This is a genomic window from Cellulomonas sp. EB106-03-03-XG116 (genome assembly GCF_058792015.1).
In genome coordinates this window covers 108,288-120,482 of record NZ_JBYTEP010000008.1, presented here as the reverse complement: position 1 = coordinate 120,482, position 12,195 = coordinate 108,288, and the positions used below count along the sequence as shown (strand labels likewise).

The 12,195-nt window shown below is 76.9% G+C and carries 7 protein-coding genes and 2 tRNA genes; 6 read left to right on the top strand and 3 right to left on the bottom strand.

All coding sequences use genetic code 11. The annotated features are described in order from the left end of the window. The first annotated feature begins 113 nt into the window (after nt 1-113). The 3 genes from AC3WUG_RS05800 (at nt 114) to AC3WUG_RS05790 (ending at nt 2,323) form a co-directional block, all read left to right on the top strand. Nucleotides 114-1,223: a COG1470 family protein gene (locus tag AC3WUG_RS05800; RefSeq protein ID WP_492326797.1), complete on the top strand. Its 1,110-nt coding sequence runs from the start codon at nt 114-116 to the stop codon at nt 1,221-1,223. Nucleotides 1,224-1,266: 43 nt separating this feature from the next. Continuing rightward, on the top strand, nt 1,267-2,070 hold the full coding sequence (locus tag AC3WUG_RS05795) for an SDR family NAD(P)-dependent oxidoreductase (RefSeq protein ID WP_492326796.1): 804 nt from the start codon (nt 1,267-1,269) through the stop codon (nt 2,068-2,070). 159 nt (nt 2,071-2,229) lie between these two features. Next, nucleotides 2,230-2,323 (top strand) — tRNA-Ser (locus AC3WUG_RS05790). 34 nt (nt 2,324-2,357) lie between these two features. Here the strand turns inward: AC3WUG_RS05790 and AC3WUG_RS05785 are convergent. After that, a complete protein-coding gene (locus tag AC3WUG_RS05785; protein WP_492326795.1) occupies nt 2,358-4,193 on the bottom strand; it encodes a glycoside hydrolase family 6 protein in 1,836 nt (611 codons plus the stop codon). Nucleotides 4,194-4,483: 290 nt separating this feature from the next. Here AC3WUG_RS05785 and AC3WUG_RS05780 point away from each other — a divergent pair, with 290 nt between their 5' ends. Continuing rightward, a complete protein-coding gene (locus AC3WUG_RS05780) occupies nt 4,484-7,312 on the top strand; it encodes a DUF7507 domain-containing protein (protein WP_492326794.1) in 2,829 nt (942 codons plus the stop codon). Here AC3WUG_RS05780 and AC3WUG_RS05775 read toward each other — a convergent pair. After that, a complete protein-coding gene (locus tag AC3WUG_RS05775) occupies nt 7,282-7,674 on the bottom strand; it encodes a YchJ family protein (RefSeq protein ID WP_492326793.1) in 393 nt (130 codons plus the stop codon). The genes AC3WUG_RS05780 and AC3WUG_RS05775 overlap by 31 nt on opposite strands. A gap of 19 nt (nt 7,675-7,693) precedes the next feature. After that, nucleotides 7,694-10,501, bottom strand: coding sequence for an Ig-like domain-containing protein (locus tag AC3WUG_RS05770; protein WP_492326792.1), 2,808 nt, complete (start codon nt 10,499-10,501; stop codon nt 7,694-7,696). Nucleotides 10,502-10,641: 140 nt separating this feature from the next. On the opposite strand from AC3WUG_RS05770, the gene AC3WUG_RS05765 reads away from it, so the two are divergent. Both AC3WUG_RS05765 and AC3WUG_RS05760 read left to right on the top strand, forming a co-directional pair. Then, entirely contained in the window at nt 10,642-11,907 is a 1,266-nt protein-coding gene (locus tag AC3WUG_RS05765; protein ID WP_492326791.1) for a threonine/serine exporter family protein, read from the top strand. A 76-nt stretch (nt 11,908-11,983) separates the two neighbouring features. Beyond that, nucleotides 11,984-12,072 (top strand) — tRNA-Ser (locus AC3WUG_RS05760). The last annotated feature ends 123 nt before the right edge of the window (nt 12,073-12,195 follow it).

The window sequence follows — 12,195 nt, the reverse complement described above, 5'->3', positions numbered from 1 at the left end:
CCCCCCCCCCCCCCCCCCCCCCCCCCCCCCCCCCCCCCCCCCCCCCCCCCCCCCCCCCCCCCCCCCCCCCCCCACCGCCGTGCCCGCCCCCGACACCCCTCACGGAGCCCGCCGTGCCCCGCACGTCCGCCAGCCCCCGTCCCCGGCGGCCCGCCGCGCTCGCCCTCGCCCTGGGCCTCGCGCTGCTGCCGGCGCTCGGCCCGCTCGCCCCCAGCCAGGCCGCCGCGGCGGCGTCCGCCACCACCACCACCGAGCGCATCACCTGGGCGCTGGAACCCGCGACCCCCGAGGGCCCCGACGGGCGGGTCTCCTACCGGCACACCCTCGACCCCGGTGCCGAGCTCACCGAGTACGTCGCGCTGACGAACTTCAGCGAGCACCCGGTGGTCTTCCGGGTCTACGCGGGCGACGGCGTCCTCACCTCCGACGGGCAGTTCGACCTGACCCCGGAGGGGACCACCCCGGCCGGGGCGGGGTCCTGGGTCGCGATGGGCGACCCGGGGGGCGCCGGCGGCGAGCCCGGGACCGTGCAGCATGTGGAGGTCGTCGGAGGCGGCACCGTCACACTGCCGTTCGTCGTGCGCGTGCCCGTCGACGCCACGCCCGGCGACCACCCCGCGGGGATCGTCGCCGCCGTGGCCACGAGCACCGCCGACGGGGTCGGCGTCGACAGCCGGGTCGGCGCCCGCCTGCACCTGCGGGTCACCGGCGACCTGGTCACCGCCCTCGCGGTGCCCGAGGTCACCGCCACCTACGTCCCGTCCTGGAACCCGTTCTCCGCCGGCACCCTGCGGCTGGAGTACCAGATCGCCAACGCCGGCAACGTCCGGCTCGGCGGCACCGTCGTCACCCGGGTCGCGGGGCCGTTCGGCCTCGCCGGGGGCGGCACCGAGGGGCCGGACCCGAGGGAGGTGCTGCCCGGCGCCTCCGTCCCCGTCACCGCCGAGATCCCCGCCTGGCCGCTGGGGCGGCTGTCCGGGGAGGTGACCGTCACTCCGGTCGGCGTCGGCGAGGACGCGCACACCGGCGCCTCCGTGCTGATCCAGGCGCCGTTCAGCGCGTGGGCGTTGCCGTGGCTGCAGGGCGCCGTGGTGGTCCTGGTCGCCGCTGCCGTGGTCGCCGCCGTGCTGCTGCACTGGCGCCGCGCCGACGCCGCTCAGCGCCGGTTCGACGAGGCGGTCGCTGCCGCCCGCGCGGCCGCCGGGCCCCCGGAGGTCCGCTGACCGCGCCTCGCGGGGTCCGCGCCCGACCGCCTACCGTCGGGGCATGACGCAGCTCGACCTCACCGGGCGCACGGCGCTCGTCACCGGTTCCACTCAGGGCATCGGCGCCGCGATCGCCGTCGGCCTCGCCCGCGCCGGGGCGCGCGTGGCCGTCAACGGCCGCACAGCGGGTTCGGTCGACGACGCCGTCGCGCGGCTGACCGCGGAGCTCGGCGACGGCCCCGGGTCGTTCGTGGCCGCCCCGGGCGACGTGAGCACCGACGCGGGCGCGGAGGCGGTCCGCGGGGTCGTCCCCGACGTCGACGTCCTGGTCAACAACCTCGGCATCTTCGAGTCGCGGCCGGCCCTGGAGATCACCGACGACGAGTGGCGCCGCTACTTCGAGGTCAACGTGCTCGCCGCGGTCCGGCTCACCCGCGCCTACCTGCCCGGCATGACCGGACGGGGCTGGGGCCGGGTGCTGAACATCGCCTCCGACTCCGCCGTCGTCATCCCCGCCGAGATGATCCACTACGGCATGTCCAAGACCGCGCTGCTGGCGGTGTCCCGGGGCTTCGCGAAGGAGGCCGCGGGGACCGGCGTCACCGTGAACTCGGTGATCGCCGGCCCGACGCACACCGGCGGCGTCGAGGACTTCGTCTACTCGCTCGTCGAGAAGGACCTGCCCTGGGACGAGGCGCAGCGGGAGTTCATGCGCCGGCACCGGCCGCAGTCGCTGCTGCAGCGGCTGATCGAGCCGGAGGAGATCGCGAACCTGGTCGTGTACCTGGCGTCGCCGCTGGCGTCGGCGACGACCGGCGGCGCGCTGCGCGTGGACGGCGGGTACGTGGACGCGATCCTGCCCTGAGGCGGCCTGCCGGATTCGCCGAGATTGCAGCAGATGCGGGGTTCGCGCGGCGGAACCCCGCATCTTCTGCAACCTCGGCGCGGGTGTCGGCGTGGGCGAGGGCGGATGCGCGGAGCGGGCTGCGCGAGTCGGGCCGCTGGTAGGGTCGCCGCGTTCGTGGGAGGGCTGGCTGAGCGGCCGAAAGCGACGGTCTTGAAAACCGTTGGGGCGTCGAAAGGCGTCCTCGTGGGTTCGAATCCCACGCCCTCCGCCACCTGTGCGCGACCGACGTCCGCGCGCAGGACCCGTCACCACGCCGCGCGGGACGCCAGGCCCAGCGTGTAGTCCTCCCAGTAGGTGCCCGCGACCGGCCCGCCGTTGCAGGTCCCGTCCGACCGGCCGACGGTCTTGATCCACAGGTTCGCGACGTGCGGCCCGCTGCCGGTCGCGCCGGGCGCCACGCCGAGCGCACGCCCCTCCGGGTTGCACCACACCGTGCCGTCCGGGCCGGCGAGCGGCCCGGCGCCGTTGCGCGAGGTGTCGACGACGAACGCCTTCCCGCCGAGGAGCGCCGACAGGTACGTGCCGTAGGCGACCTCGTGCTCGCTGCGCTGGAAGTTCGACACGTTCACCGAGAACCCGGCGGCGCGGTCGACGCCGGCGGCGCGCAGCCGCAGGGCCATGTCGCGCAGCTGCTCGGCGCTCCAGCCGAAGCTGTTGCTGCTGGCGGCGTCGAGGTAGACCTCGGCACCCGCGGCCCGGTACGCCTCGACGGACGCGCGGAGCAGCTCGAGCCGCTGGTCCCGGTCGCCGCACCGCTCCAGGTGCAGCAGGGCGTCCGGCTCGACGACGACGACGGGACGGGAGCCGCGCAGGCCCGCGGCGACCGCGTCCACCCACGTGCGGTACTCGGCGGCCGTCGCGAACCCGCCGGCCGAGTACGAGCCGCAGTCGCGGTCGGGGATGGCGTAGGTGACGAACACCGGCGTGCGGCCGGCCGCGGTCGCCGCGGCGGCGTAGGCGCGGACCGCGGCCGTGCCGTCCGCGGGGCCCAGCCACCGCGCGGCGCCGCCGCTCGCAGCCTTGTCGAGCAGCGCGGCGTCGCCGGTGCGGCCCGCCGTCCGGGCGACGGCCGCGGCGCGGGCGACGTCCGACGCGGGGTCGGCGTACGGCGGCGCGGCGGACAGCACCGTGCGGTACACCCGCTCGCCCGAGCTGGCGTCGGTCGACGCGCCGCCGCCCGAGCCGGAGCCCGGGCGGGACACCACCGGCAGCGCGGTCGGCAGGGGCAGGGTGACGACGGCGGGCACCCGTTCGCCGGTCGGGGCCGCGGTGGACCACGCGCTCGCGCCGGAGGTCGAGATCAGGTAGATCCGCGCGTGGTCCTTGACCACCAGCCGCGCGCCCGGTGACGACGCGCCGGCGGACCACAGCACGGCGCCGGCCGGGGAGACGACCTGGAGGTCGCCGCCGGGGGTCACGCGGGCGGACGCGCCCCGGACGGCCGTGCCGGCGTGCCAGGCCAGGGCGCCGCCGCGGGTCAGGGCGAGGTCGCCGTCGGTGCCCATCGTCAGCCGGACGTCGCCGGTCGCGATCGACTCGCCGGGCAGGAGCAGGCCGCCGGACGGCACCCGGTCCGCGGGGGTGGTGCGGAGCGCGGGGCCGTCGGTGGTCGACTTCCACACGAGCCGGCCCGCGGTGTCGACGGTGTACACGACGCCGTCGGGCTTGATGATCGAACGGGCGCCGGGCGAGGCCGCGCCGGTGGTCCAGAGCAGGGTGCCGGATGCGGACCGCACCTCCAGCGCGCCCGACTTCTGCTGCGCGAGCCGCGCGCCGGGGTTTCCGGTGGTGCCGGTGTGCCAGAGCACGGGCCCGGAGCCGAGGCGCACGGTCACGTCGCCGTCGGCGCCGACCGTCAGGCGGTGCGCGCTGCCGGCCGCGGCGAGAGTGCCGCCCGCGGGGAGGGCCTGGCCGCTCGTCAGCCGGTCACCCGCGGGTGCCGGGGCGGACGCCGTGGCCGGGGACGGCGCCAGCACGACCACCACCAGCAGTGCGGCGGCGGCCGCGCGGACGGCGGCGACGAGCGGTCGCGACCACGGGGCGGTCGGGCGGGACGGGTGCGGGCGGGCGGCGCGGGGCATGGCGGGGTCCTCGTCGGGGAACGGCTTTCCCTCCTCATCGGCGACCTGCCCGCTCCCCGGCCTCGTCGGGGTGGGTGAACCGCCCCCGAGGCACGGTTCCCGCCTCTCGAAAGGCGGCCGCGACCACTTACCCAGCCGCGATGACGCCACTCAAAACCCCGATCCCGCAGCGTGCATGCTACTTAAAAGTCGCGATTCGCCACCTACGGGCCCAGGAATCAGGCGCAGGGCTGCGCTGACATGCGAGTCCAGACGACGGCGTCCCGAGCCGTCCGGAGGAGGACACGCAGATGCCGAGGACACCGGTGCGCCGTGCAGCGCGCGCCCTGGGTGCGACGATGACCGCGCTGGCGCTCGGGCTCGGGGGAGCCGCGGCGGCGCCGACGGCCGTGGCGCAGCAGACCGCGGTGGCGGACGAGGGGTCGGTGCTGCTGCTCGAGCCGTTCGACCAGGCCACCGTCGCGGACTCCCGCGTGATCCCGCTCGGGTCCGCCTGCCTGACCGCGGCCCGCTCGGGGCTGACACCGCCCGGCGACGGTGGCGGGTCGGCGCTGGGGCCCTGCCCGCCCGGAACCGGCAGCGGGCCGACGCCGGGGGTCACGCCCGGCTACCTGCAGCTGACCGACGACCTGATGAGCCAGGCCGGCGGGGTCGCCCTGGACCGTGCCGTCCCGGCGGAGGCCGGGCTCGTCGTCGAGTACGACCAGTACATGTACCGGCCCCGCGGCGGTGCCGGCGCCGACGGGATCGGGCTGGTGATCGTCGACGGCGCGCACGACCTGCGCGCGCTCGGTGCGTTCGGCGGCAGCCTCGGCTACGCCCAGGACGCCACCACCGCGGGCGTGGCGGGTGCGTACCTCGGCGTGGGGTTCGACCTGTACGGGAACTTCGCCCTGGACTCGACGGGCCGGGGTGCCGGCTGCGCGACGCCGTCGCCGCACGGGCCCGCACTGGTACGCAATGCCGTGACGCTCCGCGGACCGGGCGACGGTCGCAGCGGGTACTGCTGGCTCGCAACGCAGGCGCTGGACGCCAGCACGCAGCGGCTCGACGCCTCCGGCTGGACGTCGACCGCCGCGCTGATCGAGGCCGCCCGGCGCAACGTTCGCGTGACCGTGAGCCCCGACGTCCGACCGGTCGTCACGGTCGAGATCGACTTCACCGGGACCCGCGGCGCCTACCAGACCGTGCTGACGCACACCATGGCCGAGGACGCCCCGGCGACCTACAAGCTGGGCTTCGCCGCCGCGACCGGGGCGGTGAGCGACGTCCACCTCGTCCGCGACGTCGAGGTCCGCACCGTCGAGCCGCTCGCACCGCTGCACCTCGTCGCGCAGGTGGCGCAGACGGACGACCTCCCGGACGCGTTCCGGACCGGCAGCGTGATCCCGTTCGACCTGGTCGTCACGAACACGGACGCCGAGCCGCTGACCGACGTGCGGGTGCACGACCCGCTGGTCGGGCCCGACGAGGTGTGCGTGGTGCCCGAGCTCGGTCCCGCCGGGTCGGCGACGGCGTCGGTGACCTGCCGGGTCGAGGTCGTCGTCGGCGCCGAGCACGCCCGGGTGGGCGAGCTGCTGAACGCGGCGCGGGCGACCGCCGTCGGAGCGGACGGCCCGGTCGCGGCGGCCGCCGACGTGCTGGTGCCCATCACCGGGAGCCCGGCGCTGCAGGTCGTCGGCTCCGCGGCGGTCGACGTCGCCCAGGGCGGCCTGGTCACCGCGGGCGACGTCGTGCTCCTCACCTACGAGGTGCGGAACACGGGCGACGTGGACGTGGCCGACGTGCGGGTCGAGGAGCAGCTGGGCGTCCCGGTCGCCTGCGAGGCGACCGGGCTGGCGCCCGGGGAGGCGACGGCCTGCGCCGCGGAGCCCTACGCGCTGCGGGACGCCGACGTCCTCGCGGGCGGGATCACGAGCGTCGCCACCGCGGACGGGTCGGTCCCTGCGCACGCCGACCCGCTGGTCCCCGCGACGAGCACGGTGGAGATCCCGCTCGTCGCGGCGACCGCCGCCCTCGCGATCACCCAGGAGGCCGCGCTCGTCGCCGACCACGGTGCCGACCTCGCGGACGTCGGCGACCTCGTCCGGTACACGGTCGTCGTCGAGAACACGGGCGACCTCCCGCTCACCGGGCTCGCGGTGGCGCACGACAGGGCGGGTTCCGCCACCTGCGTGGCGGACGACCTCGACCCGGGTGGCTCGACGACCTGCGTCGGGGACGCCGACCACCTCGTGACGGAGGACGACCTCGTGGCGGGCGGGGTGGCGGCCGTCGCCCGCGCCGCCGCCCGCACGGTCGGCGGGACGGTCGCGGAGGCGCAGCACGCCGTGACCACCACGACGCGGCCGGCCGTGGCCGGGATCGCGCTCGCGATGAGCGCGGACGTCGAGGAGGACGGTGTCCCCGACGTGCAGGTGCGGTACGCGTTCGAGGTGACCAGCACCGGCACCGTCACCGTGCGGGACGTCGGGGTGGCCGACCTGCGGGTGGGCGACGTGCCGGTCGGCCCGGTCGTGTGCGACCGCGCGGAGCTGGCGCCCGGCGAGGCGACCGGGTGCGTGGCGGAGCAGCCGTACCTCGTGACCGACGCCGACCGGGAGGCGGGGGAGGTCCGGGCGACCGCCACCGCGCACGCCCGGGCGCCCGAGGGGGTGCCGGCCGTCGACCCGGTGACGGCCGAGGCGACGGCGGTCGTGCCGGGGATGGTCGTCGACCCTGAGCCGGAGCCCGAGCCGGAACCGAGCCCCGAGCCGGAGCCCGAGCCGGAGCCGAGCCCCGAGCCGGAGCCCGAGCCGGAGCCGAGCCCGGAGCCGGAGCCGAGCCCCGAGCCCGAGCCGGAGCCGAGCCCGGAGCCCTCGCCGACCACCCCGCCGGGCGGCGGCGGGGACCGCCCCGGGACCGGCGACGGCGACGGGGGGACCATCGACGCCGGCCCGCCGGGGTCGGCGCCGGGCACCGGCCCGACCGGCGGCGTGGACCCGGCCGCGGACGCGGGCGGCCTGGCCGTCACGGGCCCGGCGGTCGCCGGGGCGTCCGTCCTCGCGCTCGTCCTGGTCGCGGTCGGCCTGCTGGTCGCGCGCCGGCGTCAGGCGGGGTCGACGGACCCGTCGACGTAGGTCCAGGCGCCGTCCTCCCGGACGAACCGGCTCACCTCGTGCAGCGACCCGCGACCCCGCGGGTCGCTGTACGAGGCCCGGAACTCGACCGTCCCGGTGGTGTCGAAGGGCCCGCCGCTGTCGGTGCGGAGGACCTCGAGCCGCCGCCACACGACCGCGGCGTCCAGGTCCACCGTCCGGGGCCGGGTCGAGCGGTGCCAGGTCGTCCGGAGGTACGCGGGGTCCCCGACGGCGAACGCGCTGTACCGGGACCGCATGAGCGCCTCCGCGGTGGCGGCGGTCCGCTCGCCGTGGTGCAGCGGCCCGCAGCACTCGTCGTACGGCAGGCCGCTCAGGCAGGGGCAGCGGGTCGGGGTCGGCACCGGTCCAGTATCGGGCGGGTCAGCGGCGGGCGTCCCGCGCCCGGACCCGGGCCCGGACCGCCCGGGACCGCAGGGCGGCCTGCCGCAGCGCGACGCCCGCGCCGGCCAGGCCGAGCGCCAGCACCGCGAGCGGGAGGCTGTCGGCGCCGGTGCGCGGCAGCTCGTCGTCGGCCGCCCACGCGCCGGACCCGCCCCCGCCCGCCGACCCGCCGGGGCCCCCAGCGGACCCGCCGCCGGTCCCGCCCTCGCCGGGGTCCCCCGCGCCGGTCACCACCACGGTGACGACCGCGTTCGCGCACGCGGGCGACACGTCGGCCGCGCACACCTGGTACGTGAACGTGTCCGTCCCGACGAACCCGGGCGCCGGCGTGTAGACCAGCGCCCCGCCGACCAGCGCGACCGTGCCGTGCGCCGGCGGTGCGGTGACGTCGGGCGGCAGGACCGTGCCGAGGTCGTTCGCGGCGACGTCGATCGTCACCGGGGTGCCCTCGGGTGTGGTCGCGGCGTCGTCCACCGCCACCGGGTCGACGAGCACCGTCACCAGCCCGGTGCTGCACAGCACCGGGATCCCGTCGTCGCACACCGTGTACTGGTAGAGGTCGCGCCCCGCGAACCCGGGCGGCGGCGAGTAGGTGGTCGTGCCGCCGGACAGCGTCACGGTGCCGCCCGCGGCGGTCGGGAACGTCTGCACGAGCGTGACCGCGTCGCCGTCGGGGTCGCTCACGGCCGGGGAGCCGGAGACCGGGGTGTCGACGGTCGTCTCGAGGACGAGCGGCGGCGCGGCCGGTGGCAGGTTGTCCGGCCACACGTGCACGGTCACCACGGCGGTGGCGCAGTCGGTCGGGTCGTCGGGCGAGCACGCCTGGTACGTGAAGGAGTCCGTGCCGAGGTAGCCGGGGCCGGGGGTGTAGACGACGGACCCCGTCGCGGGGTCGACGGTGACCAGGCCGTGGTCGGGCGGGTCGACCAGCGTCGGGGACAGCGCCGACCCGGACGGGTCGTTGGCGAGCACGTCGATGGTGACGGGGGTGTTCACGAGGGTGGTCGTCTCGTCGTCGACCGCGAGCGGGTGCACGATCAGCGTCACCGTGGCGGGGGCGCTGCACCGCACCGGGTCCTGGTTGTCGCACACCTGGTACGTGAACGAGTCCGTGCCGACGAACCCGGCGTCGGGGAGGTACCCGAACCGGCCGCCCGGCAGCAGGATCAGCGCGCCGTCGGACGGTCCCGTCACGGTGCTGAACCGCAGCTGCAGGTCCGGGTCGGGGCTGGTCCCGGTGACGGTCGAGACGATCGGCCGCCCGACCACGGTCTCCCGCACGAGGTCGTCGGCGGTCGGCGGGTCCACGACGCCGGGCCCCGGCGTGACCGCGGTGGTCACGGTCTCGGAGTCCGCGGTGCCGTCGTTGTTCGACGCGTCGGGGTCGGGCGTGGTCGCGGTGGCGCTCACCGTGTTCACCAGCACGCCGCTGCCCGGCGCGGTGCCGGTGACGGTCAGCGTGACCGTCGCGCCGACCGCGAGCGTCCCCAGCGACCAGGTGACCGTCGGCGGGGCGACGACCCCGCCGCCCGACGCCGTCACGCCGGCGAGGGCGGGCGGGAGCGCGTCGGTGACGGTCACGCCGACGGCCTCGTCGGGCCCGGCGTTGGTCACGTCGATCGTGTACGTGAGCTGCCCGCCGGGTCCCACGAACGCCGGCCCGGTCTTGCTGACCTGCACGTCGGCGGACGCGGGGCCGACCGGGTCGGCGCAGTCCGGGGCGGGGTAGTCGGCGGGCCCCGGCACCACGAGGGCGCGGAGGTCGACGTTGGTCACCGAACCCCCGCCGGTGTCGGGGAAGGCCGCGCCGGGGACGTCGACGAAGATCGGCACGAACGCGGAGTCGCCGTCGAACCCGCCCTGCACCCCGGTGGTGCCGGTGAACACGTACCGCCCGAACCCGGTGACGGCGCCGTCGTCCGCCAGCGTGGTCGCGGTCAGGGCCGCGGTGGGCGCCTGCCGCCAGGTGCCCTGGTTGACGAAGCCGCCGCCCAGCGCGACCAGGCCGGTGCTGCTCGACCCTCCGTTGTTGGTGAACCCGCCCGACGCCTGGAGCACGCACACGTTGGTCAGCGCGCCCGAGCCGTTGACCACCAGATCACCGGCGAGGGTGGCGGTCCCGGCGTTCCGGAACGGCCCGTTGACGATCGTCGTGCCCGCGGCCGTGAGCGTGCCGTTGTTGGTGAGCGACACCGGCGAGTTGAGCGTCGCGCCGCCCGGCAGCGCCAGGGTGCCGTCGTTGACGACCGTGCCGGCCGCGGGGGTGAACGCGCCGGTGATCGTCAGCGTCGCCCCCGCCGCGTTGGTGACGGTCCCGGGTCCGTTGAGCGCCAGCCCGGCGAACGTGGCCGTCCCGGCGTTGTCCAGCACGAACCCCGCGTTCACCGCGACCGACGGCATCGTCGCCGTCCCGCCCGGCGCGACGTAGATCGTGCCGGCGGCGTTGTTGACGTAGGCCGGCGCGAGCGTCGCGCCGGCGGCGACGCACAGCGTCGCCCCGGCCGGCAGCGCGTTGACGCCCCCGACCTGGGTGCCGCCGGCCAGCAGGACGACCTCGCCGGCCGCGATGTCGAGCGCCGCGCCGGTCGCCGCGCCGCTGACCGTCCGGGTGGGCGCCGCGCAGTCGTCCGCGGGGGCGGCCTGCGCCGGACCGCCGGGGACCAGGGTCGCGAGCAGCAGCGCGCCCGCCGCGGCGAGGGACCACCGGCGCCGTGCGCGCGCCCGCCCCCTCCGCGCCGCCGCCGCCGTGGCGTCCCGTCGCGCTCCGCCGCCCGACCTCGTCCGCACCCTGCCCCCGATGTCTCGTGCGCCGGCCCCCGACCAGCACGTCCGGTCACGGTACCGAGGGAGCGGCCGGGTGGCGAGGGTGCCGCCGGGCCGGACCGACGTCCCGCCGACGGCGGTCCTGGCCCGCCATCATGGTGCGCGTGCCGACCCAACCGACCGACGACGAGCTCGAGCTCATCCGCCAGTCCGGCGTCGCGCTGCGCGTCGGGCGGCTGAGCCTGTCCGCGGGGACCGGGTCCTACCGGGTCAAGTCGTCGATGGCGCGGATCGCGCGGGCGATCGGCGTCGACCGGCACGAGGCGCACGTGACGCTGACCGAGATCACCACGACCTCGCACCGCGGCCCGAGCTTCCGCACCGAGGTCGCCGAGGTCCGGTCCGTCGGCATCAACGCGGACCGGCTGGCGGAGCTCGAGCACCTCGCCGGGGACCTCGCCCGGTCGGGCCGGCGCGCGACCGTCGAGGAGGTGTCCGCCGAGCTCGACCGGATCGAGCGCAAGCGGCCGCTGTACCCCGACGCGGTCAACGCGCTGTGGGCGGCGGTCGCGTGCGCGGCGTTCGCGTTCCTCAACAACGGGGGCCCGGTCGAGATGGCCGGCGCGTTCGTCGCGGCCTGGGTCGGCCAGCTCACGCGGCGGCTGCTGCTGCACCGCGGGTTCAACCAGTTCGGCGTCACCATGCTGGCCGCCGCGCTGGCCTGCCTCGCGTACCTGGGGCTGGTGTCGGCGGTGCACGAGCTGGGTGCCACGGAAGTGCGGCACGCGGCCGGCTACGTCTCGGCGGTGCTGTTCCTGGTGCCCGGCTTCCCGCTGGTCACCGGGGGGCTCGACCTCGCGAAGCTCGACTTCTCGGCGGGCGTCGCCCGGCTCACCTACGCGCTGATGATCCTCACCTCGGCGGCGCTCGCGGTGTGGGGCGTGTCGATCGCGGTGGGGCTGTCCCCGGACCCCGAGGCCGGACCCGTGCTGCACTCCGGGCTGCTCCTGGTGCTGCGCATGGTCGCGAGCTTCGTCGGCGTGCTCGGCTTCGCGCTCATGTTCAACAGCCCGTGGCGGATGGCCCTGGGCGCTGCCGTCGTCGGGATGGTCGCCAACACGGGCCGGCTGTACCTCGTCGGGGAGGTCGCGCCGCAGGCCGCGGCGGCGGGGGCGGCGCTGCTGGTCGGGCTGCTCGCCGCCGTGATCGCGCCGCGGCTGGGCGTCCCGCGGATCACCGTCTCCGTCCCCGCCGTCGTCATCATGGTCCCGGGCGTCTCGGCCTACCGGTCGGTGTTCTACCTGTCGAACGGGGACACCACCCAGGCGCTGGCGTACGGCGTCCAGGCCGGCCTGGTGGTCGTCGCGCTGTCGGTCGGGCTCGCCGTCGCGCGGATGCTGACCGACCGGGAGTGGGGCTTCGAGCACTGACCCGCCGAGTGCCGCGGGCGGCCCGCGGGGGCCGCTTTGCCGGGTGCCCGGGACGCCCGGTACTGTGTCGCAGTCTGGAGACGTCGCATAGCCAGGTCTAGTGCGCGACCCTGCTAAGGTCGTGAAGGGGCAACCCTTCCGTGGGTTCAAATCCCACCGTCTCCGCTTCCACGAGGGCCCGGTCATGGCGACCGGGCCCTCGTCGCGTGTCCGTGCGCCCAGCGGGCGGGGTGAGCCGCCGCGGACCGGTGCGTGTCGCGGTGAGGTCGTCACACGCGGGTGAGGTCG

Bases quoted from the DNA above. Each gene is read 5' to 3' on its own strand.
- AC3WUG_RS05795 (WP_492326796.1), top strand. From the start codon at position 1,267: ATGACGCAGCTCGACCTCACCGGGCGCACGGCGCTCGTCACCGGTTCC.
- AC3WUG_RS05785 (WP_492326795.1), bottom strand. From the start codon at position 4,193: ATGCCCCGCGCCGCCCGCCCGCACCCGTCCCGCCCGACCGCCCCGTGG.
- AC3WUG_RS05780 (WP_492326794.1), top strand. From the start codon at position 4,484: ATGCCGAGGACACCGGTGCGCCGTGCAGCGCGCGCCCTGGGTGCGACG.